General features: G+C 32.8%; 14 protein-coding genes. 8 read left to right on the forward strand and 6 right to left on the reverse strand.

The window, feature by feature from the left end:
• The first annotated feature begins 585 nt into the window (after positions 1-585).
• From FLV_RS19150 to FLV_RS19185, 8 genes are all read left to right on the forward strand, one after another.
• Positions 586-1149, forward strand: a complete 564-nt coding sequence (locus tag FLV_RS19150) for an RNA polymerase sigma-70 factor (RefSeq protein ID WP_243236347.1) — start codon at positions 586-588, stop codon at positions 1147-1149.
• Between the two features lie 135 nt (positions 1150-1284).
• Positions 1285-2433, forward strand: coding sequence for a FecR family protein (locus tag FLV_RS19155; RefSeq protein ID WP_243236349.1), 1149 nt, complete (start codon positions 1285-1287; stop codon positions 2431-2433).
• 131 nt (positions 2434-2564) lie between these two features.
• The gene (locus FLV_RS19160) at positions 2565-6212 is read left to right on the forward strand and encodes a SusC/RagA family TonB-linked outer membrane protein (RefSeq protein ID WP_243236350.1); all 3648 of its coding nucleotides are present in this window, start codon (positions 2565-2567) and stop codon (positions 6210-6212) included.
• Between the two features lie 4 nt (positions 6213-6216).
• The gene (locus FLV_RS19165) at positions 6217-7641 is read left to right on the forward strand and encodes a RagB/SusD family nutrient uptake outer membrane protein (RefSeq protein ID WP_243236352.1); all 1425 of its coding nucleotides are present in this window, start codon (positions 6217-6219) and stop codon (positions 7639-7641) included.
• Between the two features lie 5 nt (positions 7642-7646).
• Positions 7647-10088: a zinc-dependent metalloprotease gene (locus tag FLV_RS19170; protein WP_243236353.1), complete on the forward strand. Its 2442-nt coding sequence runs from the start codon at positions 7647-7649 to the stop codon at positions 10086-10088.
• Entirely contained in the window at positions 10085-10606 is a 522-nt protein-coding gene (locus FLV_RS19175; protein ID WP_243236355.1) for a DUF3347 domain-containing protein, read from the forward strand. Before FLV_RS19170 ends, FLV_RS19175 begins: the two co-directional genes overlap by 4 nt.
• Before the next feature lie 457 nt (positions 10607-11063).
• Positions 11064-11897: a universal stress protein gene (locus FLV_RS19180; RefSeq protein WP_243236356.1), complete on the forward strand. Its 834-nt coding sequence runs from the start codon at positions 11064-11066 to the stop codon at positions 11895-11897.
• An 80-nt stretch (positions 11898-11977) separates the two neighbouring features.
• Positions 11978-13750, forward strand: a complete 1773-nt coding sequence (locus FLV_RS19185; protein WP_243236357.1) for a MutS-related protein — start codon at positions 11978-11980, stop codon at positions 13748-13750.
• Between the two features lie 102 nt (positions 13751-13852).
• Here the strand turns inward: FLV_RS19185 and FLV_RS19190 are convergent, their stop codons facing one another.
• The 6 genes from FLV_RS19190 to FLV_RS19215 form a co-directional block, all read right to left on the reverse strand.
• On the reverse strand, positions 13853-14332 hold the full coding sequence (locus FLV_RS19190) for an HIT family protein (RefSeq protein WP_243236372.1): 480 nt from the start codon (positions 14330-14332) through the stop codon (positions 13853-13855).
• Between the two features lie 95 nt (positions 14333-14427).
• On the reverse strand, positions 14428-16671 hold the full coding sequence (locus FLV_RS19195) for a TonB-dependent siderophore receptor (RefSeq protein WP_243236374.1): 2244 nt from the start codon (positions 16669-16671) through the stop codon (positions 14428-14430).
• A gap of 221 nt (positions 16672-16892) precedes the next feature.
• Positions 16893-17618, reverse strand: a complete 726-nt coding sequence (locus tag FLV_RS19200; RefSeq protein WP_243236375.1) for a DUF4198 domain-containing protein — start codon at positions 17616-17618, stop codon at positions 16893-16895.
• Between the two features lie 177 nt (positions 17619-17795).
• Positions 17796-20225, reverse strand: a complete 2430-nt coding sequence (locus tag FLV_RS19205) for a TonB-dependent receptor (protein ID WP_243236376.1) — start codon at positions 20223-20225, stop codon at positions 17796-17798.
• A 131-nt stretch (positions 20226-20356) separates the two neighbouring features.
• On the reverse strand, positions 20357-22744 hold the full coding sequence (locus FLV_RS19210) for a TonB-dependent receptor (RefSeq protein WP_243236377.1): 2388 nt from the start codon (positions 22742-22744) through the stop codon (positions 20357-20359).
• Between the two features lie 62 nt (positions 22745-22806).
• Entirely contained in the window at positions 22807-23961 is a 1155-nt protein-coding gene (locus FLV_RS19215; protein ID WP_243236378.1) for a PepSY-associated TM helix domain-containing protein, read from the reverse strand.
• Positions 23962-24059: the final 98 nt, after the last annotated feature.

Genomic DNA, 24059 nt, shown 5'->3' on the forward strand with positions numbered 1-24059 from the left:
GATACAGCGCACAGCCCGGCCCAGAGGGAAACGCCATAAGTATAAACACGGAAAAGGTCAAATCAAAGAAAGGATCTCTAAAGGATATCTGTTTTATAATTGCTCTAAACTGAGATCTTTTGGTTTTCAAAAGATGAACATTAATTTCTAAAATTATTAAATGATGTTTGATCGATTTTAAACTTTTAGATCTGTTTTTTTATTAAAATCAACTTTGAAAATTAATTTCGGTGATTTTTTTTTTCATATATTTTTATGAGAAGAAACATTATTATTAAGGTTAGCAAATTTTTAATTAAATTATATTTTTTAATAAGCTTTAACGGTTAATGTTGTATATATGGGTTAAGTACGATGTCTTGTACAGATAAATAGTACTAAAGAATATAATTTGCATCGTAAGATAAGTACTAATATTGTTTTTTTTATATAATTTAGATGCGGTATTTTTTTTATATTCAAAATTTAAGTGAAATATAATTGCCTTTTTTGAGATTATTCAAAGAAATTCAATAGAGATTTGTTGAAAACTTAAAAATACATAGATTTGTTTTTTGTAGCATATTTGCTTTTTTATTACTTGCCTTGGAAATAGATATTGTTTTTAAAGAACTTCAAAATCAAAATAAATCCGTTTATAAAAATGTGTTTAACCATTTTTATAGAGGGCTGGTTCTTTATGCGAACAATTTTTTATTCGATCAGCAAACCAGTGAAGATGTAGTGCAGGAAGTATTTATTTTGTTATGGGAAAATGCAAAAAATATAGAAATAAAATCTTCCCTGAAGGCTTATCTATATGCCATGGTGCGAAATAAATGTTTGAATTATCTTAAATCGGTTAAAATTACAGATGATTTAAATATAATCGATTTAAATTCAATGCTGGTTTTAGATGAAGATTTAGATTTGATTTCTGAAGAAGAAAAGACAATTCTTTACAATCATATTCTAAAGATTATTGAAACTTTTCCTGAAAGTATGCAGCAGGTTTTTAAACTTAAATTTATTGAAAATTATAAATATGAAGAAATTGCCGATGAATTGGGAATTTCTGTAAACACCGTCAAAACTCAGCTTAAAAGGGCTAAAGTAAAACTCAGTGAAGCATTGGTTATTTTATTGGCTTTATTATCCATTCATTCGTAAGAAAGTTACTTTGTTTTTTTTGATTATTTAATTTTTTCTTCATTTTTTCTTAAACTTTTGTCACCCATTATTTAGTTTTGATTGTCTTAGTTTTAAATTACATTATGTAATTGTTAATTTAAAGAGATTCTGAAAATGGAATTTAAACTGATCATAAAAAAAATAAACGATACTCTTTCGCCGGAAGAAGAATCAATTTTTGATGTATGGTATAATGAATCTGTAGAGAATAGAGATTATTTTTTTAAAGTTAAGAATAACTATCAAAGCGAGATCGGGAATATAAATCTTGATGAAGCATGGAAAGTTGTTGATAGAAAAATCATTCCTGTAAAAAATAAAAATCAGTTTTACAAATATGCTGTTGCTGCATCAATAGCTTTATTGTTGGGTACAGGAATGTTTTATTTTTCGAAACCAAAAGAACAGATTATTCAGGTAGTTGAAAAACCACAGGAAATTACTCCAGGAGGAAACAGGGGAATCCTGACACTTTCGAACGGAAAGCAAATTGTGCTTTCTGATATTTCCGCAAAAGATACTATTGCTCAAGAAGGAGAAAAAGAAGAAGTAACTATTAAGATGGATGAAAAAGGAGTTATCACCTATGTTATAAATCCGGATGCTGATGTTTCAAAAGCTGGTACTAATTCATTTAATACACTTTCGACACCAACAGGAGGGCAATACAATATTGTTTTGGCAGATGGAACCAAAGTATATTTAAACACAGTTTCGTCTATTAAATATCCAACACAGTTTAATGGAGATCAAAGAATCGTAGAGTTAGAAGGAGAGGCTTATTTTGAAGTGGCTAAAAATAAAAACAAACCTTTTATCGTAAAATCAGGTAATCAGTCTATAGAAGTCCTTGGAACTCATTTTAATGTACATGCTTATAATAATGAAGCAATTATAAAAACTACTTTATTAGAAGGAAGTGTAGCGGTTTCTTATAAAAGTCAAAAAGCTATTTTAAAACCGGGACAACAATCAAATGTATCTGATGATTTTAACAGGATTGGTATTCGAAAAGTAGATACCGAAGCAGCAATTGCTTGGAAAAATGGCCGTTTTAAATTTGATAATGCTGACTTAAAATCGGTAATGAAACAATTAGAACGCTGGTACGGAATAAAAGTAGAATACCGTGGAGATGTATCAGATGTGAGGTTTAACGGAGGTACATTTATGAATAAAAATTTATCTGAGGTGCTAAAAGTACTTGAGCTTAGTAATATAAAATTTAAGGTCGAAGGAAAAACGATTATTGTATATCCCTGATTTTAGATTTACCCGTTTATATTGAGATAATAAACAAAAACCAGAAGCAGTTACGATGCTTCTGGTTGTTAAAAATTTTATAGCCAGTATAAGTTGTTCACTATTGTTTAACTATAACTAAATGTAAATGTATGAAATTTAATTTACAACCAAAAAAGCCTTACAAAAAACTCAAAAAAAAGATTCCCAATCTTGGTTTTTCAGCTCGTTTATGGATGTTAAGCGTACTGTTTATGCTATTGGCCGGTTATACCGGTAAAGCGCAGACGATCAGTATTAACTTTAAAAATGCATCATTTGAAACGGTTTTGAAAGAAGTTGCAAAACAAGCTAATTATGAAGTTTTTTACACACAGAAACTGCTCAAGGATTCGAGCCCTGTAACAATTAATGTAAAGAATTCCGGTTTAAAAGAAACATTGAATCAAATTTTCAGTTCTCAAAATTTAAAATACTCACTTACCAACCAGACTATTGTAGTGACTAAGGAGAAAGAAAAACCGGAAAGTTTGGGAAACGCATTAATCGATATCCGGGGAAAGGTCGTAAATAATAAAAGTGAACCTTTTCCAGGTGTATCGATTACTCTTGCAGGCACCAATAGAGTTAGTGTAACCGATTTTGACGGAAGCTTTACTTTTGATAAAGTACCCTCAAATGGTATAGTTGAATTTACTGGATTAACAATCGAGAAAAAATCTGTTGCTGTTGATGGACGTACCCAATTGACTGTTATTGTTGAAGATAAGGTTGCCGCAATGAAAGAAGTAGTAGTAACAGGTTTTCAAACTATTGCCAGAAGTAACTTTACTGGTGCGATTACCAAAGTAGATGAAAAAACATTAAATGAAAACATCAACGCTGATTTATCAAGTGCACTTGAAGGTCGTGTTGCAGGTTTGATGTTTCAGAAAAATCCAAGTGGAGCGGCGGCAGATAAACCAATTTTAAGGGGTATAGGTACTTTTTCTTCTGTTGAAGTAGGTTACAGTCCGCTTATAGTAATCGATGGTTTACCTACAGAATTGACTCTAAATGATATTAACCCTTATGATATAGAAAGCGTTGATGTTCTTAAAGATGCCGCAGCAGCTTCTATTTATGGTTCAAGAGCAGCAAATGGTATTATTGTTTTAACTACCAAAAAAGGAAATGGAAAATTAAAAGTAAGTATAAATGCAGATTTCTTTATGGCTGAAAAGCCAAATTTAAGAGATATGAATTATGCTTCTACAAGCGATATCATAGATCTTGAACAAGCTGTTTATAACAGAGAAAGAGCCAGATTTGCCAACACTTCTACAATGTTTGCCAATTATGGAGACATCGGAAACAGCAGTATGAAATATTACAGTCCGCTTTACCAGCTTAACAGAAATCTGGAAGAAGGAAAAATCAGCAGTACTGATTATCAGAGCACCATGGCGCAATGGAGAAAAAACGACTACATAAAAGATTATCATGATAATGTATGGCAGAATGAATTCAGACAGCGTTACAATATTGCGTTTTCCGGTAGTACAAGTAAACAGAATACTTATGTATCTTTAAACTATGACGAGTCAAAAAACCGTGTAAAATACAACGAAAGCAGAGCATTTAATCTTTATGCAAAAAGCAGTTTTCAAATCAATAATTGGTTAAATGCAACATTTGGAGTAAATGGAACATACAGTAATGACGACGTAACCGATGGGGATTACAATGATTACCTTACCATTCAAAAAAGATACGAGCGCATTACCGATGACAATGGAGATCTTGTACTGGCACCATTTGTAGGAATTAGAGATGGTTTTACTTCCAGCGGTGTTATTAATCCGGCTGTAGCCGAAAAATTAGCCAGTTTAAGCGGTTTTAAACCTATGACTTTTAATGTTTTAAACTCGCTACAGGAAGGTATCGAAAAACAAAATTCATTAAGCTTAAGAGCATTTGCTAACATTAAAGCTAAAATTTGGAGAGGATTAAGTTATAATGCGCAGTTTCAATATGAGGTAAGAAGAAACGATAATGAGCAATATTATGATATTAATTCATATAAAATGCGTTATGCCATTAATGGTTTAACAGGATATAATCCAGCTACAAATGTTTACACACCAGTAGAAGGTTTTTCTACAGGAGGACGTTACAAACAATCGAGTAGTCAGGCTACCAACTATTCTTTTAGAAATCAATTAGATTTTGCTGAAGAATTTGGAGAAGGCAAACATTCTATTAATGCTTTGGCTGGTTTTGAAATGCGTGAAACCTTTGTTCCAAGAACAATCGAACAGCTGCGTTATGGTTATGACCCTGTAACACTTGCTTCTGCTGTATTGAATAATCTGGCATTAAGCCAAACGGGAGTTGCAAGTTATATATTCGGAAATAATCGAACTCTTGCAGCTTTAGGAAGAACGCAGAAAGAAATATTACACCGTTATCTTTCCTTTTTTAGTACTGCGAGTTACACCTATTTATCAAAATATAACGTAACCGGAAGTTACCGTATAGACAGAGCCGATTTGTTTGGAGTAGATCCTAAGTATAAAAACCGTCCGTTATGGTCTGCAGGTTTAGGATGGAATGTCAGCAATGAAGAATTTATGAAACCAGTAAAATGGGTTAGCATGCTAAAATTAAGAACAACTTATGGTGTTAACGGAAATATTGATCAAAGTACAACTCCATACATTACTGCTACAAGAAGAAACGATAATTTATATCAATCTTTACAATATATTAATATTACAGGACAGCCAAATCCGATGTTAAGATGGGAGAAAACACAAAGTACTAACGTTGGTGTAGATTACAGTTTGTTTAGAGCGAAGTTAAATGGTAGTATTGATTTGTATCGTAAATACAGTACAGACTTATTGGCTACGACAGATTTAGATCCAACAGTTGGAGCTTTGACAAGAAGAATTAATGCCGGAGCTTTATTAAACAAAGGAGTCGAATTTAGTATTGGTTCTGAATGGTACAATAATGGTAATTTCCGTGTTGCTTCTAATGTAATATTTGCGCATAACAAAACGACTGTAAAGAAAGTTACCAGAGCGCAGTCGACAGCTTCTGTGTTTGTTTCTTCACCGGGAGATTTTTTCGAAGAAAATGAATTATACAATAGTTTGTATGCTTATCAATATGGAGGAACAACTAATGGATATCCTTATGTTTTAGATGAGAACGGAAATCCGTCAATTACTTTCGATGCTAACGGAAATCCAATTTCTACAAGTATAAAAACAGTTACTAATCCGGATGCATTAGTAAATATGGGAACTTTGATGCCAACTTACACAGGTTCATTATCACAGCGATTTTCGTATAAGCAATTCGATTTGAATTTCTTATTTGTTTTCTCTGGCGGAAATGTAATGCGTAAAGAAGTTTTGGCTATGGATTCTGATGCACTAAATCTTTCAGGTATTGCAGATCGTTATAATGCTGACAATCAAAATGGCAATACCCGTTTGTATGTAGATTTTGATGAAAGTGTTAGAAATTACGCAGGAACAATCAGCAGTCAATGGAAAAATTCAACGGCAAATGTGGTAGATGGAGATTATATCAAACTTAGAAACATTTCGCTGGCTTATAATCTGCCAAAAACATTTGGTGCCAGAATGAATATTGCATCGGCTAAATTTACTTTTCAAATGAATAATATTTGGTATTGGAGTGCAGCTGGAAATCGTATTGATCCGGAAGTTTACAGCGCGAACTCAGCTACACGTAATTTGCCATCGCCAAAAACGTATTTACTTGGATTTAACCTTACCCTTTAAAAAAATGAAACAGATATATATAACACTGCTTTCGTTCATGATGTTTACAGTATCATCATGCGAAGATTATACAGAGATTACACCAAAAGGAGCTTTAGTTATTGAAACACCCCAACAATTTCTGGAAATGGTATCGCTGCCAAACCGGGGTTATCCAATTAATAACTTTCAGTATTTATCAGACGATCAATGGATGAGGGAAGCAAACGTGATAGGAAGAACTCCAAACATCGATATTATCAATTTTACTTTTGATGAAACTACGGATAGGGTTTCTTTAATAAACAATTCAAGTTTTTATAATCAGGCTTATACCTATATCAACAGATGGAATACGATTATTTCATTAGTTGATGAGAGCAAAGGAGATGAAAGCATAAAACAATTAGCTAAAGCAGAAGCCAAAATTTTTAGAGCCTACGATCACTTTTTGCTGATAAATACGTATGCTAAAGGCTATGATCCACAAACTGCCGCTACTGATGGAGGAATTTGTATCATGGATAAATTTGATTTAGAAGCACAGCCTTCAAAATCTACCGTTGCACAGGTTTATGATTTTATTCAAAAAGACATAGAAGATGCATTACCGTATCTTAAGGAAAAACCACTTGACGTTTACCACCCGTCATTAGCATTTGCTTATGCATTTAAAGCTAAAGTTCATTTGTTTAAACGTGAAATTGCCAATGCTCAGGCAGCAGCAGAAAAATCATTAAGCTACAACAATCAAATATTTGATATGGTTGCTTATAGTGCACAAGGCGGACCAACTGTGCTTGCGGTTCCGGCAGCAAATAATATAGAAGTCTTGAGTTACCAGTATATGACGGGCTACACCGAGATGAATTTTGCACAAAGTTATATCATCAGTCCAGAGTTGCGAACTTTATTTGGTACAAATGATGCACGTTTTAATTTGTTTTTCAATTCAACAAGTACAACAAATCTAGATAAGGATTCAAATACTGCCTATTGGGCAACACAGCATACAAGATTCTTCTATTCGACAGTTGGAATGAAAACTACAGAAGTATACTTAATGCTTGCAGAATGTTATGCCAGGGATAATAAGTTAAATGAAGCAATTACGGTTTTAAATACATTAAGAGCTAAACGTATTTTATCTGGTACCGTAAATTTAGAAGTTCCGCAAACAAGAAAGGAAACAATGGAACTTGTTGTAAACGAACGCAGAAGAGAATTACTCTTAGGTTTTAACCGTTTTTTTGATTTAAAAAGATTAAATACGGAAACGGAATATGCAAAAACAATTACCAGAGTATTTCCAATTGTAAACAAAACTGTTCCGCAACAAACGTACACGTTACAGCCTAATTCGAGGTTATATATTGTTCCATTTCCTTTATCTGTGCTGCAAAAGAATCCTAAACTTACCTTGAACACAGACGAAAAGGTCCCATTTTAATTCAAATGAAGAAATTATCTATAATACTAATCATGTTGCTGGCCACGCAGCAGCATGGTTTTTCACAAAATACGGCAGAAAAAAAAGCAGATAGCACCAGTACGCAGCCAAAAGGAATGCAGGCTTATAACAAAGTAATTACCGATAAAGCTAAAAGTAAAATTGGTCTTTTTGTTGTTAATCAGGTAGATACTAAGTTTTATTTTCAGATTCCGGACAGTTTGTTTAACCGTTATATGCTAGTTGTAACGCGATATCTTTCTACTCCTGAAGGTTTTGGACGTTTTGGTGGTGAGAAAGCCAATGAGCAGACTATTTACTTTGAAAAAGGAGCTAACAATACCGTTTTTTTAAGATCATTGCAATACAAGCAGGATGTCCGTAACGCAGATTCGATGCTGGCAAAAGCATTGGCAGGAAGTAACGAAAATCCAATTGTTGCTGCTTTTCCAATAAAAACAACCAATCCTGATACAGGAAATGTGGTGATTGATGTAACTGATGTTTTCAAAAAAGATAATGCAATGTTCTCTTTGGAAAGCAAAGAAAAAACAGAAAAAAAATTAACTGCTCTTGCCGATGATAAATCTTTTATAGAATCGATAGATGCATATCCTATTAACATTGAAGTAAAAACTACGAAGACGTACACCAACAGTACAGCAAGTAGCGGAACTGCAACATTGAGATTTAATACCTCGATTGTACTGCTTCCAAAAACGCCAATGCGAAAACGTTTTGCGGATGAGAGAGTAGGTTTTTTTGCCAATAAATATGTTTTGTTTGATGATGAACAGCAGCGTGCCCAAACAAAATACATTATTCAGCGTTATCGCCTGGAACCAAAAGACAAAGACATCAAAAAATACCTTAAAGGAGAATTGGTTGAGCCAAAAAAACAAATCGTTTATTATATTGATCCGGCAACACCAAAAAAATGGAGACCTTACTTAATTGCAGGAATCAACGACTGGCAGAAAGCTTTTGAAGCTGCCGGTTTTAAAAATGCTATTGTTGGTAAGGAGTGGCCTGAAAATGATCCTACGATGAGTTTAGAAGATGCAAGATATTCAGTAGTAAGATATCTTGCATCTGAAACGCCAAATGCTTACGGTCCGAGAATTAGTGATCCAAGAAGTGGGGAAATAATCGAGAGCCACGTGGGCTGGTATCATAATGTGATGAAATTAGTTCAAAGATGGTATATGATTCAGGTAGGACCTTTAGATCCAAAAGCCAGAAAAATGCACTTAGATGATGAGTTAATGGGACAGTTAATTCGTTTTGTTTCTTCTCATGAAATAGGGCATACCATTGGTTTGCGTCATAACATGGGGGCGAGCAGCGCTACTCCGGTAGAAAAACTTCGTGATAAAAATTGGGTTGAAGCAAATGGTCATACGGTTTCTATTATGGATTATGCTCGTTTTAATTATGTAGCACAGCCGGAAGACAATATTGGTCCTGCGGGAATCTATCCACGTATTGGAATGTACGATAAATGGGCTGTTAAATGGGGTTATAGCTATCTTCCAAACACTAAAGATGAATTTGAAGAAGAAAAAATTCTCACCAAAATGACGACAGACAGCCTTACCCTTAATCCTAAATTGTGGTTTGGAGGCGAAGGAAAAGACGAAGATCCACGAAGCCAGTCAGAAGACCTTGGTGATGACGCAGTACTAGCAAGTGATTACGGAATAAAAAACTTAAAACGTGTTGTACCAAATCTTGTAGAATGGACGTACGAGCCAAACGATGCATATAACAATTTAGAAGATATGCACAAAGCGGTTGTAGGACAATATTCAAGGTATTTGTATCATGTGCTGAAATATATAGGCAATAACTACGTAACAAAAAGAACTGTTGAAGAAAAAGGTATCGTAAAACAGCCTGTACCTAAAGCAAAAGTAAAAGCAGCCATCGATTATGTGGGAAGACAATTGTTTGTAGCTCCTCTCTGGATGTATCCACAAAAAATTGATGAGCTTATTGCTTTAAAAACAGAAGATCAGATTTCAGACCAGCAAAATCAGGTATTAAACATATTGTTGAGTTCAGGTATTCTTTATAATATCAGCCTTAAAGCAATGCAGTTTGAAGGTGCTTATACAGTACCTGAGTTTTTAAATGACGTACAGCAAACCGTATGGGTAAAATTTACTGGTGACGCAAAACAGGATTTTTACAGACGAGCTTTGCAACGCAGCTATATTGATAAGCTTTACTTGTTGTTATTACCTAAAGAAGCAGAAGGTGCCAGAGCTTTAAATACAGCCCAACGTAGTGATGTAAGATTATATACTAAACAGCATCTTTTAAAATTAAGAACAGATGTTACAAAATTAATGAATGCATCAACAGGATTAAACAAAGAACATTTTGAAAGTATTTTGATAGAAATAGACAAAATCACTTCAAAACTAAATAAAACAGATATATGAAAAAAGTATTAGTTATAGCACTAATCTTCTTAAGCAGTCTGGCTCAGGCTCAGTTGACATCAAAAGAGGAAGTGGCTCCGGAATTGGTAGAAAAACGGGAAGCTTTAAAAAAGGAAATCACAAAAAATTATCTGGATTTAAAAAACAGTCTTGTAGTTTCAGATAGTCTTGCTGTTGTTAAAAATGCAGCTGCATTAAAGAATTCATTAAATAACTTCAGGTTTAAAAAGTTAAATATTGAACAAATGAATGCGGCGACTACAAAAAGAGGAGAAATTATTGATCTTGCCACTCAGGTAGCTGCAACTAAGAATATTAATAAACAGCGAAAAATTGTAGAATCTCTTTCAGTTAAATTTTGGGATTTAGCTCCAAAGTTTAAAGCAGAAGATGCCACATTATATCTTCAGGTATGCCCAATGACCGGGGCGGTCTGGACAAGTGATAGTAAGGAAATTAAAAATCCCTACTATCCAAAAAATATGTTGACTTGCGGTGAAGTAAAAGCAAGTTTATAAAGGTTGAATTAGTTGGATAAATACGGTATTCTGAAAAGAGCCGTATTTGTCTGTTTATATAAAAACTGAAAACAGTTTTAAATGATTTAAAATTTATATTTTCCTTTCGGCTTCTAAAAAAAGTTTCTTAACGGCAAATTGTACAAATTGACGCAAATTAATTTGTACAATTTGCCGTTAAAATTAAAGGTTTCGACTTTGAAGACTTTCTGTATGCCAAACTAAATCACTATGGACTTAAGTTCATAGTGATTTAGTTTTGTATTAGAAAATTGGTTAAAGATGTGAAAAATGAGAATGAATTTACGAACAAAATATTTCTTCAAAAGCAGTAATTCAAGAACTGTAAAACACGTAGTTTAAGAAAATATTAACTGTTAAATAACTGATAATTATCAGGTTGATTTGTTTTTAGAATGGTTAAATTTGAGTATTAACTTATTAATCAGATCAAAAGATGAAAACGATATTATTTCCAACCGATTTTTCTGAAGCAGCTACAAACGCTTTTGTTCATGCCTTAGAATTTGCCAAAGTAGTTAACGCCGAACTCATTTTACTGCATACTTTTGAAATTCCTGTATATGATAGTCAGTTCTTTCCGGAAAATTATGCAGCAATTTATAACTCTATAGAATTAGCTAATTTTGAGAATTTTAAGGATGAAATTCCAAAACTGAAAACTATTGCGATCGAAAGAAATTTAGAAGAAATTGTTATCAAACATCGTTTAATGGATGGTGATTTGCTTTATAATTTAAAAAATGCTGTAGAAGAAGATAAAGCAGATTTTGTTATTATGGGTACCAACGGAATTTCTGACTGGACAACTTTTTTTACGGGATCTAATACCAGTTCAGTAATATCAGGAGTGGATGTTCCTGTTTTATGCGTGCCGATAGATGCAAAATTCAAAAAAATTAAAGTTATTGGTTTTACGACACGTTATCGCGAAAAAGATAAGAAAGAATTAAAAAAAGTATTAAAAATAGCTAAGAAAATGGATGCCAAAGTTCGAAGCTTATATGTTAAAACGTCTGTGTCAGATGTGGCTCCTGAAACAATTAAGGAATGGGAAGTTGAATTTGCCGGTGAAAATGTAGAATTTTTAGTATTGCCAAGCGATGAAGTAAAAGAAACAATTCTTGATTTTATACTCTATAAAGATATTGATGTTCTAACCACCATTACACATAAAAGATCTTTTTTTGAAAGTCTTTTGACTTCCAGTTTTAGTAAAAAAATAACAAAAGAGGTTTCTATACCGGTTTTAGTGATGCATGACAACTAATTTCTGTTGCAATTTAAACAGGCTTTAAGTATATTTTGAAATGGTAAAACCTATATTTGTGGTTCAGCAAAATTAAAAAGATGAACTATTATAAAGAAAAGGTTTTACATTATACAGAGTCATTAAATAAAACCAATAAAAAATTTAACAGCATAAGTCTTTTAAGGCTTTTAAGTATATTTAGTTTTTTATTTCTGATGTTTTATTACATTAAAACAGATAAAATTTTATACTTAATTAGTGCTTTATTATTTTTTATTGGTTTTATTTTTTTAATGCGCATTCATTCGCGTTTGTCTTTTCAAAAACAGTTTTTAACGGCTCTTTTAAAAATAAATGCAAATGAAATATCTTTTCTGAAAAGAGAAAAACTTCCTTTTGAAAACGGTATTGAGTTTAATGATTTTCATCATCCTTATACTTATGATTTAGATATCTTCGGCGACCATTCCTTATTTCAGAATTTAAACAGAACAGCAACTTTTACCGGAAAAAAAACATTAGCAAATCAATTGTTAAAATTAAATTCTAATGAAAGTATTCTTGAAAATCAAGAAGCGGTAAAAGAGCTTGCATCAAAAATTGACTGGAGACAGGAGTTTCTGGCTTTGGCAGTTGTCAGTCATGACAGTAAAGAATCGTATGAATCATTAATGCATTGGAAATCATTTAAAAAAGAGTCTTTATCTAAAGCTTTAAATATAATTTCGATTGTTCTCCCAGCCTTGTTTTTTGGCTTTCTGGCAGCGTATTTTATTACTTCAAAAACAATACTTTTATCCTATCTGACTTATGCTTTTATTGGAAATCTGATTGTTTTTGGAAGTGTATCAAAACGTATCCAGTCTGAAATTGCCAAAGCCGATAATATTGATAAAATTATCAAGCAATACAGTCTTTTGGTTAAAAAGATAGAACTGGAAAAATTTGAATCTAAAAAATTAATTGAATTACAGCAACAGCTGGTTTTTAAAAATACATCAGCCAGTTCGCATTTAAAACAGCTTTCAGAGTTGTTTTCCCGAATGGATACGGTTAGCAATCTTGTGACAGCCGTTCTATTTAATGGAAGCTTTTTATTTAATCTGCATGTTTTAAAAGCACTTTTAAATTGGAAAGAACAGCATGCCGACCAGCTTGAAAAATGGATTGATGTGATTGGTGAATTTGAAATGCTAAACAGTCTGGCAAATCTTGCTTATAATAATTCTGATTTTGTTTTTCCGGAAATCAATTCAGAATATAAAACAGGGTTTAAAAATCTGAGCCATCCATTATTAAATCCGGTAAGCAGGGTAGGGAATGATACTCATTTTTACCCGCAGTCGTTTATGATTTTAACGGGGTCTAATATGTCCGGTAAAAGTACTTTTTTGAGAAGCCTTGGGATTAATATGGTTTTAGGTGGTGTTGGTTCAGTAGTTTGTGCTTCAGAGGCTAATATACATCCACTTCCGGTTTTAGTTTCAATGCGATTGTCTGATTCTTTAGCGGATAGTGAGTCTTACTTTTTTGCCGAGATCAAACGTTTAAAACAAATTATGGATGCCCTTGAAGAAAAACCGGCTTTTGTTTTACTGGATGAAATTTTAAGAGGAACTAATTCTGATGACAAACGAAACGGAACAATCGAAGTAGTTAAAAAGGTTATTGCTAAAAATGCAATTGGCGCCATTGCAACACACGATATTGAAGTTTGCCTGACTACAAATGAATATCCTGAAATTTTAACCAATCAATGTTTTGAAGTTGAAATTAAAGACAATGATTTACATTTTGATTATAAACTTCGCAATGGAATCTGTAAAAATAAAAGTGCTACTTTCTTAATGCAAAAGATGGGGGTTATTTAATTTTTGATCTCAATTGTTTTTTAATAAAAAAGCTTCTCTGCATTTCAAAAGTGAAAGAGGCAGAAAAAGCTTTTAGCGATGTAAGCTATTTTTTAATCTGAACTACAAGTTCGTTTTAATTTTTTCAATAAGAGCATCATATTCGACATCAGACAAATAGGTTTTTTGAGGATTCATTTCAAAAACACTTCCAAATCCGTAACCATCTTTGTATTTCGGAACAATATGCATGTGTAAATGTGATAAAGTATCACTAAAAGCTCCATAATTGATTTTGTCAGGATTAAAGGTTTTTGCAATAGCTTTTGCGGCTGTAGCAACATCTTCCATGAATAAATTGCGTTGCTCATCGCTTAATTCGTAAAACTCAACAGCATGATCGTTGTACACTACATTTAAGCGGCCTGTGTAAGATTGTTCTTTGAAAAGGAAAAGCTGAGATACTTTTAAGTCTGCAACTTTTATCATTAACTGGTGTAAGGTGTCATTGTTTTGACAATAAAGGCATTCTGAAACTGGACTAGGCATGTTTTCTATATTAGTAAATAAATCGGTTTGTAATAATTGAAGTTCTTTGGACAAAAATACTTTTTATTTTAAAAGAAAAAACTTTTTCTGCATTTCAAAAATGAAAGAGGCAGAAAAAGTTTTAGTAAAGTTGAAAACCTGATTTTAGGTTACAATTTGTATTTTAAATTAACCATTACCTGACGAGGGGCAATTGGATTTACACTATAATTTTCATGTACAGTATAGTTTAATTCATTTGTGATGTTCGATAGTTTACATAAAAGAGAGAACTTTTTCCAGTTATATCCAGCTGAAACATCAACAGTGGTATAGCCTTCTAAAGGAATTTCTCTGTACCAGATTCCGTCAGGATATTTAGGATCTGTGCTGTATTGATTGTTCCATCCACCAATTCTTTTTCCGATATAATTTCCAATTGCTCCAACAGAAACACCTTTTAAGAATCCTGACTGCAAAGTATAGAAAAAGCTTAAATTAGCCGTGTTTTGAGGTGTTCTTGCTACTCTGTCACCTTCAATAAAGCTTCCATTTTTTCCTGATGTTTTAGTGTAGCGCATATCATTGTAGCTGTATCCTGCAATTACACTTAAGCCTTCAACTGGTTTTCCTGCAATATCAATTTCAACCCCTTTACTTTTTGTTTCTCCACTCATTACTTTAATATTGGTATCAGAATTTGGAGTTATACCATCTTGCATAAATACTGCAGTTTGTACTAAATTATCATTTGTAATTTGGTAAACGGTTATATTTGTACTCAAAAGTCCTTTAAAAAACTCCTTTTTAATACCAGCTTCATATTGATCAATAATAGAAGGCTTAAGTGGTTGGCTGTTGAAAGTATTTCCTGTATTAGGAGTAAATGAATTTGAATAGCTGGCAAATAATGACATATCTTTTGTTGGTTGAAATATCAATCCTGCTTTTGGCGAAAATGCATTGTCTAAACGTTTTGGAGCAACCGTTGGTATTGCGTCTTGTGGATTTCCTGCACCTGTAGATGTTTCTTTGTAGGTAGTAACTTCTGTTTCTTGCCAGGACCAGCGAATACCAGCAAGAACTTTAATTTTTTCAGTTATTGAAATTAAATCCTGAAAATAAGCTCCAAAACGATTGGCATCAGTTTTTAAAATTTGAGTATTTCGTGCATTAGGAATATCTTTTTTTTGCGTTGAAGGGTCAAAATCGAAAAGATAAATAGTATCATAATTTGCAGGAGAGAATACAAAAGTATAAGCAGTTGTGAAAGAGTTTTCCCAATCAGCACCGGTAAATATTTGATGTTTTACAGATCCGGTATTGAAATTTCCTTGCAGACTTAATTGGTCTCCAAAAATTTGTTCTAAGTTTTTAGCCTGAGTTAATGCTCTATTCCAATAACCTGGAACAGGGTATACTTTAATATCATCTAAATTGGATATTTGTGCAGTAGATTTTTGAGTTCTGTTATAATTCTGGAAAGAACCATTAAAATTAAGCTTCCAGTTTTTGTTGAAATCATGATTCAACAATACAGAAGCGCTGGAAGATTTTGTATTTCCTGTAGACCAAAGAGCACCAAAATAAGTATTGCGAGGAATGTCTAAAATAGTTTTCCCAATAATTCCTGTTCCAAAATCAGGTGTCCAGTCAGCAGTTAAATAATCACCCTGAACCGTAATTTGTGTTTTTGGATTGATAAAAAATAGCAACGATGGATTTACATACAAACGCTCGTTTTTTACCACATCTCTAAAGCTTTCTGAATTTTCATAAGATCCATTAATTCTAAAAGCAATTGACTTACTAAGAGGCCCGTAAAAATCAATAGATGGTTTGTAATATGCATAGCTTCCCATTTGCATTGAGATTTCGCCTCCTCTGGTAAATGATGGTGTTTTGGTTACCAGGTTCAATATTCCGCCCGGTGCAACATTTCCAAATAATAAAGCAGAACCACCTTTTAGAAACTCAACTTTTTCTAAACCTGAAATATCCGGAATGGAACCTGCATTATAACGAAACCCATTTTTAAACATATTGTTAGCAGACATGTCGTATCCTCTTGAGAAAAATGATTCCTGTGCACCACCACGAGCAGAACTTACATAAACACCATTGGCATTTTTAAGAACTTCACTCAATCTGATAGCTTGTTGCTGTTCGATAACTTCAGAACCAATAACTTGTACAGTTTGAGGATTATCCATTGGTTTTAATCCGGAACGAACGGCAGTTACAGGTTTTGGTTCTTTACCTTTAGTAACAATTACTTCATTTAGAATTTCTCCCTTTTTATTTTTTACAGTATCATTAATTGCTGTAGCAGTATCGTTTTCAGATTCAGGGCGATTTTGGCTGTATGAAATAAAACTTATTAATGATAAAACCAGCAGTAATTTATTCTTCATGTTATTTATTTAGATTTAATAAAGATAATTTTCTGCAAATATAATGACAGGCAGATGCTTTAACAAAATATTTAGACTGTTATATACATTAAAATTACATTAAAATAAAATTAATATTTACTTAAATTTGAAACTATCTTTATTTAAATCGGTTAAAAATAGCTATAAAAAAACCTTGCTGTTTTGAGCAAGGTTTAATGTGTTTAAAGTAATATAATGAATTATTTTACGGTAATTAAATAAGTTGCCATTTTCCAAATTTCATCATAAGTTTTACCGTTATGATCTCCTGAAGCTTTTTCAGTATAAGCAAACTCTACCATATAATTACCTGACCAGATAGGTGTAAAAGAGATTTCGCCATTTTCATTGCTCCATAGTTCTTTTTCCCAGCCATTTGGGGCGATTACTTTTATTTTTTGTTTTTTTGCAATTTTTCCTTCATACAAAGCAATTACAGTTACTTTGTTTTTTTGTTTTGCGCTTGTTAGATCTTTAGAAAATAAACTGATTATATTTGAATTTGCAGTAGCTTCGTTTCCTTTAACAGCAGTACCAACAGTAACTGTAGCACTAGAATTATAATCAAGTTTCATTGTACCGTAAACGTCTTTCACTGTATGATGCATCACAATGGTATAAACGCCGTCTTCATCAGGAGTAAAAAAGGCCTGATATTTATTTTCTAAAGCTTTAGAAGTTAATTTAGTTTCTTTTTTTGATGGAGAAATTACTACTAATGTAAAATCTTTCAAATCTGAAAACCATTTATCAGCTTTAGTAATATCATTATCTGAATATTCACCAAAGTAAACCGATATTTCCTGAGCCTTTCCTTTTGTGCCGGCAGCTTTAGTCTCAATCCACAAGGCGTGTGCAAACAAGGATGGAGCAGAAACTAACATTAAAAGTAAAAATGTTAGTTTTTTTAATGAATTTGATTTCATAGTAGAATTTGTTTTATAATTAAGTTCCCGCAAACTTAATATTTATTTAGAATAATTAAAAATAATTAACTAAATTATCTCTTTTTTTTGTATATTGTCAGGCAATTGCCAAGCAAACTTAAAAATTAAAAAAGGAACTAATTTTTTACGTTAGTTCCTTTTAATATATTTATGTTTTTAGAATTTATAGCTAAAACTCGCTACAACATTTCTGGGTTTTTGAGGGTTTACAGTTGCCCATCCACCATTAAAATATTCTTTGTTTGCAATGTTATTGATGTTTAAAGCAATCCTGAATTTGTTTGAGTCATAAAAAACAGAACCGTTCATGACCGTATAAGAAGGCAATACAAATTTACCAAGTTTATCACTGTTTACGATTGCATTTTCACTGGCATAATTTCCTCCAAAACCTAAGCCAAAATCTTTCAGGGCTCCATAATTAAATTTATAAGTTGCCCATAGATTTACTAAATTTTCTGGTCCTGATGACATTGGGCGTTTACCTTCTTCAAGCCAGACATTATCGGTATCTCCTTTGTTTACTTTACTGTCATTATAGCTGTATCCGGCAATAATATTTAAACCTTTTACAGGTGAAGCATTCAAATCAAATTCAAAACCTTTGCTGCGGATTTCACCTCCCTGGACACTGTAATTAAGATTAGTGGTAACGACATTAGAAACATTGATATCATAATAACTTACAGTAGCATTTAATTTGTCAGCTAAAAGATTTGCTTTAATTCCAAATTCTAATTGATTGGCATGCTCCGGTTTAAAAGTTTGGATTCCTGTAGAAACTCCGTCAGAATCTCTTCCTTCACCTGGAGATACATTTCTGAAACCATTCATGTAATTGGCAAATATGGATAATTTGTCTTCAATTGGCTGATATAGTAAACCAAATTTAGGGGATAAAGCCGTTTGGTCATAGTCATCCTTGTCATTTGTAATATCGCCTTCATTATCAAAATAGTCAATGCGTAAACTTGCCATTGCAATCAATTTAGGAAGAATATTGATTACATCAGAAGCATAAGCACTGTAGGTATTATTTCTGGAAGTGTAATTACTGGTTGCGGTATTTGAAAGTAATTTGTCTACAGATGACTGCGTTAAATAATTCGGATTATCTTCATCATATTGTCTAATTTCTCCCTGAGGAGTAACATTATATACTCCTGGCCATCCGGTACCTCCATACATGACATCTTTTTGAAAATAATCAAGGCCTATTACAATGCGGTTTCGCATTTTGCCAATTTTGAAATCACCAACAAAATTTTGCTGAATATCAGTAGTTGTGGTAAAAGAATTCTCTTTTGTAATAACAATTGTAAAATCTCCATTTCCATTCTGATTATCATTAAGATAAGAGTAGTAGCCTTTAGATTTTGTAGACCCTCTGGATAATGCGGTTTGCGAAGTCCATTGATCTGATATTTTATAATTCATTTGTGCCTGCAAATTGTATTTCGGGTTTTTTATGGATAAGTCATTGTTAGTGAAAGACAATTTTGTATTATAATTTAATTCCTCAATATTAGCAAATTGCAAAGGTTTGCTTCTTCCTAAAAGTAGCATTGTTGGTGTTGTTTTTTCTTCCTGCATGAATTCAGTATTAATCAGGAAAGATAACTTTTCATTAACCTTGTAAGAAAGAACCGGAGCAACAAAATAAGAAGTTCGGAAACCCGCATCCTGAAAACTGTTTTCTGTTTGATAAGCGGCATTGATTCTTAAGGAAACATTATCAGATTGATCTACAGCTGTATTTACATCGGCTGTAACGCGGTTAAGCCCAAAGCTCCCGGCAAGATAAGAAACTTCTGCACCAAAACCCGAATATGGTTTTTTAGTTACGGTATTTATGAGTCCGCCGTAACAAATAAGACTGCTGCCAAATAAAGTTCCGGATGGGCCTTTTATCACTTCTATTTTTTCAATGTTAGCAGGATCCAGACTACCGTTTGTTAATCCAGGCATTCCGTTTACAATATTTGCCTGCGTTACAAAACCACGCAAGGTATAAAAGGACCCGCCATTTCCGGCAGCTCCTGTAGATTCCCATAATTTATGAATTCCGGGAACATTTTTTAAGGCATCTTCATAATTGGTTATGCCTTGTTCTTTTAATAAATCAGCTGTAACTACATTATATAACTGAGAATTTTCAATATTTTTCAGGGGCATTTTAGAAACATAATTACTTTGTTTCGGAAAAAGCTTTGCTTTATTGTTATTATATATTGTTACTTCCTGAAGTTGTTTGTTTGAAACTTTTAATTGAAGATTTAGAGAAGTTATTTCGTTGTCTGAAACAGTCACTTCTTCTTGTAAAGTCTCGTAACCTGTCAGGGAAACTTGTAAAGTATAGGTGTTTGTTTTAATTCTGTTGAATTCAAAAAAACCATTTTCGTTTGTGATGGCCTTGTATTTTGTACTTTTAAGAATAACGTTTACATCAGCGGCCGGATTTCCATCTGATGTGGTTATAATTCCTTTTAGTTTTCCATTGTTTTGAGCAAAAGTTTTTGTGGCAGAAATTAGAAATAAGCAAATTATAAAAATAAAATGCGGCATGCGTAGGTTAAGATAGTTCATGGTATTTGTACAATAGAAAATTAAATCATTACTGAAAGGTGCAAATCTAAAAATTTTATTGCTACTGGAAAAAAAATCCCCCTTCTGTTATAAAAAGGGGGATTTCAATAAAAAAAACTAAAAAAGAGTATTTATAATTTATATGTAAAACCTACTGCAATATTTCTCAACATTTGAGGTGTACCTGTTCCTACAATATAATGCTCTTCATTGGTAATGTTATTTAGCTTAAGGTTTAGGATGATTTTTTCAGTACTATAAAAAATAGATGCATTGGCGACAGTGTAGCCGTTGAATATAAAAGTATTAGCCGTATTGAACCAGGAGTCACTTACATAATTTCCTCCTGCACCAAGACCAAGACCGTTTAATTTACCATTCATTATTTTATAACTAATCCAAAGATTTGCAATGTTTTTAGGTGCAAAGGTTGAAAATTTACCCTGAAGAGCTGTTGAGTTTTTAGTATATATATTTTCATTAAATCCATAACCGGCAACAATATTCAGTCCGGTAATAGGATTAGCAATGATGTCTGCTTCAAACCCTTTACTACGCTGTGTTCCATTTTGTATTTTATAGGCTGCGTTTGTAGGATCGGCATAGACTGCATTAGTCACCTGAATGTCATAGTAACTGAATGTACTGCTTAATTTTCCGTTAAATAAATTGAATTTCACACCTCCTTCAGCCTGGTTGGCTTGTTGTGGTTTAAATACTGTCATATCTCCATTAGGTGCAGTTTGAGCAGGTTCTATATTTATAAAACCATTATTGTAATTGGTAAAAAGTGATATTTTGTCTTTCAGTACCTGATAAACGATACCTAATTTTGGGGAAAATTGTGTTTGGTTGTAATTACCGGTTGTTAATCCTGAATTTTGTGAGTATATACCATTATTTATAGCTCGGGTAACTCTCAAACTAGCCATTACCAGTAAGTTGTCTGTAACGTTTAACACATCTGAAACATAAGCACTATATTGATCCAATTTAGAACTTCTAAAATTGTATTTAACTAATGAATTTGCCTCTTCTACCTGAGTTTGACTAATTTCGGGAATAGGTTTGGTTAGATCTACTGTATCTGTATATCCGTTTGCCAATGATACTGGACGATTTAATCCATAGTAATATTGCGACCAATCAATACCTGCCACAATGCGATTTCTAAGTATACCTATTTTAAAATCACCAACAAAGTTTTGTTGTAGCTGTGTTTGACCAAATTTATTATCAGGTTCCCATAATCCAACGACTCTGTTAACAGAAGTATTGCTTGTGAAAGTAGCAGCTGAATATAAATATTGTTTTGGATAATGTCCTTCAGAAAACATATAACTGGTTTGAGAAGTCCAACTATCCGAAATTTTATAATTTGCCGTAACATTTATATTATTCATAAAGTTATAATTGGTAAGACCGTTGCTGCTTAAACTTTTGTCGTAAGGCAGTAAATCTTTTAAACTTTTGACTGTAACTGACGGATTAATGGTGTAAACATAAGTAGCATTGTATTTTTGACTAACGATCTCGGCATCAAAATTTAAAGTAAGATTTGGATTCACTTTATAAGTTAATTTAGGAGAAAAAGAATAACTGTTTGCCCAAAGCGCCCCATCACCGTTAATATAACCATTTCTTGTCTGATAAGAAGCTGTTGCTCTGAATAATAATGTTTTTTCTTTATCGAGTGGCGCATTTACATCAGCAGTTACGCGATTAAGCTGATAGCTGCCGGTTGTATAAGATACTTCACCTCCAAAGGTTTCGTATGGCTTTTTGGTAACATAGTTAAGAACTCCTCCTAAACTGGTAGAAATATTACTAAACAGAGTGCCTACAGGTCCCTTTATGGCTTCAATACGTTCAATATTAACAGGGTCTTCAGGACCGATAGCGGCAGAATTCATACCGTTTCTAAGTGATTGATAACTTGTAAATCCTCTGGATACAATACCAACGCTTCCGCCTCCGGCAGCTCCGGGGATAGCTCCGGGTATATTTCTATGGGCTTGTGCCATATCTGTTGCCAGCTGCTCCTTTATCAACTCTTTGCTCACGGTGTTGTACACTTGTGAATTTTCTAAATTTTTTAGAGGCATTCGGGCTACATAAACGGTCTCTCTATCTGCAAATCTATTTGCTTTCTTAGTATTTATTACGATCTCCTGTAATTCTTTATTAGAAACTTTTAACTGTAAATTAATTGTGGTTGTTTCATTTTCGGTAACAATTACTTCTTGTTGTGCTGTTTCGTAACCCGTTAATGAAATTTGCAGGGTGTAAGTGTTTGCTTTTATACGGTTTAGCTCAAAATTACCGTCTTCATTTGTAATTGTTCCATATTTTGAATTTTTAAGGATAATGTTTACACCGGCTGCAGGTTCACCATCAGAAGTAGTAATATTTCCTTTTATTTTTCCGTTGTTCTGTTGGGCAACAGAACTAAGCGAAAAGAATAAGAACGAATAAATTATAAATACAAAACTTTGAATTTGTTTATTAGAACGATTCATATTATTTTAATTGGTTAATTATTTAGTTTTAAAATGATTATTCTTATTGCGCTAGTATCTAATTAGGCAGTTGTTTTCTTTTTCTTATTATTTCTTCCCCACCAAATCAAAAAACCTGTAACGGGTAAACTCGCTGATACCAAACTGGCAATAAAGGCGAGTATTTTACCGGGAAATCCCAAAATACTTCCTACGTGCAAATCATAATTGATGAATCTAAATTTTTCACCATTATTTTTGTCTTCATAAGTCGTAGTTTTAAGTTTTTTTGCGGTGTATTGGTCAAACTGAACAGAAACGTCATCAAAACGGCTTTTATTTTTGATAAAAGTTCCAACAGTCCCTAATGAATCATTTGCTTTAGGCATAAACATAAAGTAACTTTTGGCTTCTGGCTGGAGTTGTTTTACGGTATTGTAAATTTTATCTACCGGTTTTTTTTCGGTATAGTGAACAGTATCAGATTCAATAACTTTAGAATCTTTTTCGATAGTCTTTCCTCCATTAAAGACCCATTGCACTCCTTTATCATAACATTCAAAAGCCCAGACTAATCCTGTAAGCGCAATAATCAAAGCAAAAATTATCATGTAATACCCTAGGATATTATGTAAATCGTAATTTTTACGTTTCCATTTAGTAGTATCTTTCCATCGGAACCAAAATCGTTGTTTGGCTGCCTGTTTGTTTTTTGGCCACCAGAGTATAAGACCTGTAATTAATGAAATAATAAATATTATCGTTGCAGTTCCTACAATTGGATCGCCTATTTTACTGTTAAAACATAGTGTTTGATGCAGCATTCGTACAAAAACAAAAAACTCAAAGTTGTATTCTTCAAGTTTTTTTACATTTCCTGTATAGGGATCTAAATAAACGTAGGTACTCTGATAACGATTCCAGTACCAAATAGCATCTTTATCAAGTTCTTCAAAAAACCAGATCATTACGGTACGTTTTTCATCATTAATTACCTTGCATCCTGAAAGTGTTTGTTTGGGATTGCTTTTGTTGGCTTCTTTTGCAATTTGTATTAATTGACTAACGGGGAATCTTTTATTTTGTACCTGATCTACATAATAATAATCATGAACTATCGGGCGTAGTTCTTCTTCAAAAACATATATGCAGCCTGTAATTCCAAGTATAATTACGATTAAACCTGAAGCTAATCCCAACCATAAGTGTACTTTCTTTATAAAATTTTTAAATGTCATGTTTAGTAATGCTACAACAGTTTAAATAAAATTGTTATTATGATTAAAAAAACACCCCGTTTTTGCACAGAAACGAGATGTTTTTTATTGTAATTTGG

It is taken from the genome of Flavobacterium pectinovorum, assembly GCF_022802975.1.
Lineage (GTDB): Bacteria > Bacteroidota > Bacteroidia > Flavobacteriales > Flavobacteriaceae > Flavobacterium > Flavobacterium pectinovorum_B.

What these genes read in the sequence shown, in the direction of transcription:
- FLV_RS19155 (WP_243236349.1), top strand. Translation starts at nt 1,285, where the DNA reads ATGGAATTTAAACTGATCATAAAAAAAATAAACGATACTCTTTCGCCG.
- FLV_RS19160 (WP_243236350.1), top strand. Translation starts at nt 2,565, where the DNA reads ATGAAATTTAATTTACAACCAAAAAAGCCTTACAAAAAACTCAAAAAA.
- FLV_RS19165 (WP_243236352.1), top strand. Translation starts at nt 6,217, where the DNA reads ATGAAACAGATATATATAACACTGCTTTCGTTCATGATGTTTACAGTA.
- FLV_RS19170 (WP_243236353.1), top strand. Translation starts at nt 7,647, where the DNA reads ATGAAGAAATTATCTATAATACTAATCATGTTGCTGGCCACGCAGCAG.
- FLV_RS19175 (WP_243236355.1), top strand. Translation starts at nt 10,085, where the DNA reads ATGAAAAAAGTATTAGTTATAGCACTAATCTTCTTAAGCAGTCTGGCT.
- FLV_RS19180 (WP_243236356.1), top strand. Translation starts at nt 11,064, where the DNA reads ATGAAAACGATATTATTTCCAACCGATTTTTCTGAAGCAGCTACAAAC.
- FLV_RS19185 (WP_243236357.1), top strand. Translation starts at nt 11,978, where the DNA reads ATGAACTATTATAAAGAAAAGGTTTTACATTATACAGAGTCATTAAAT.
- FLV_RS19195 (WP_243236374.1), bottom strand. Translation starts at nt 16,671, where the DNA reads ATGAAGAATAAATTACTGCTGGTTTTATCATTAATAAGTTTTATTTCA.
- FLV_RS19200 (WP_243236375.1), bottom strand. Translation starts at nt 17,618, where the DNA reads ATGAAATCAAATTCATTAAAAAAACTAACATTTTTACTTTTAATGTTA.
- FLV_RS19205 (WP_243236376.1), bottom strand. Translation starts at nt 20,225, where the DNA reads ATGAACTATCTTAACCTACGCATGCCGCATTTTATTTTTATAATTTGC.
- FLV_RS19210 (WP_243236377.1), bottom strand. Translation starts at nt 22,744, where the DNA reads ATGAATCGTTCTAATAAACAAATTCAAAGTTTTGTATTTATAATTTAT.
- FLV_RS19215 (WP_243236378.1), bottom strand. Translation starts at nt 23,961, where the DNA reads ATGACATTTAAAAATTTTATAAAGAAAGTACACTTATGGTTGGGATTA.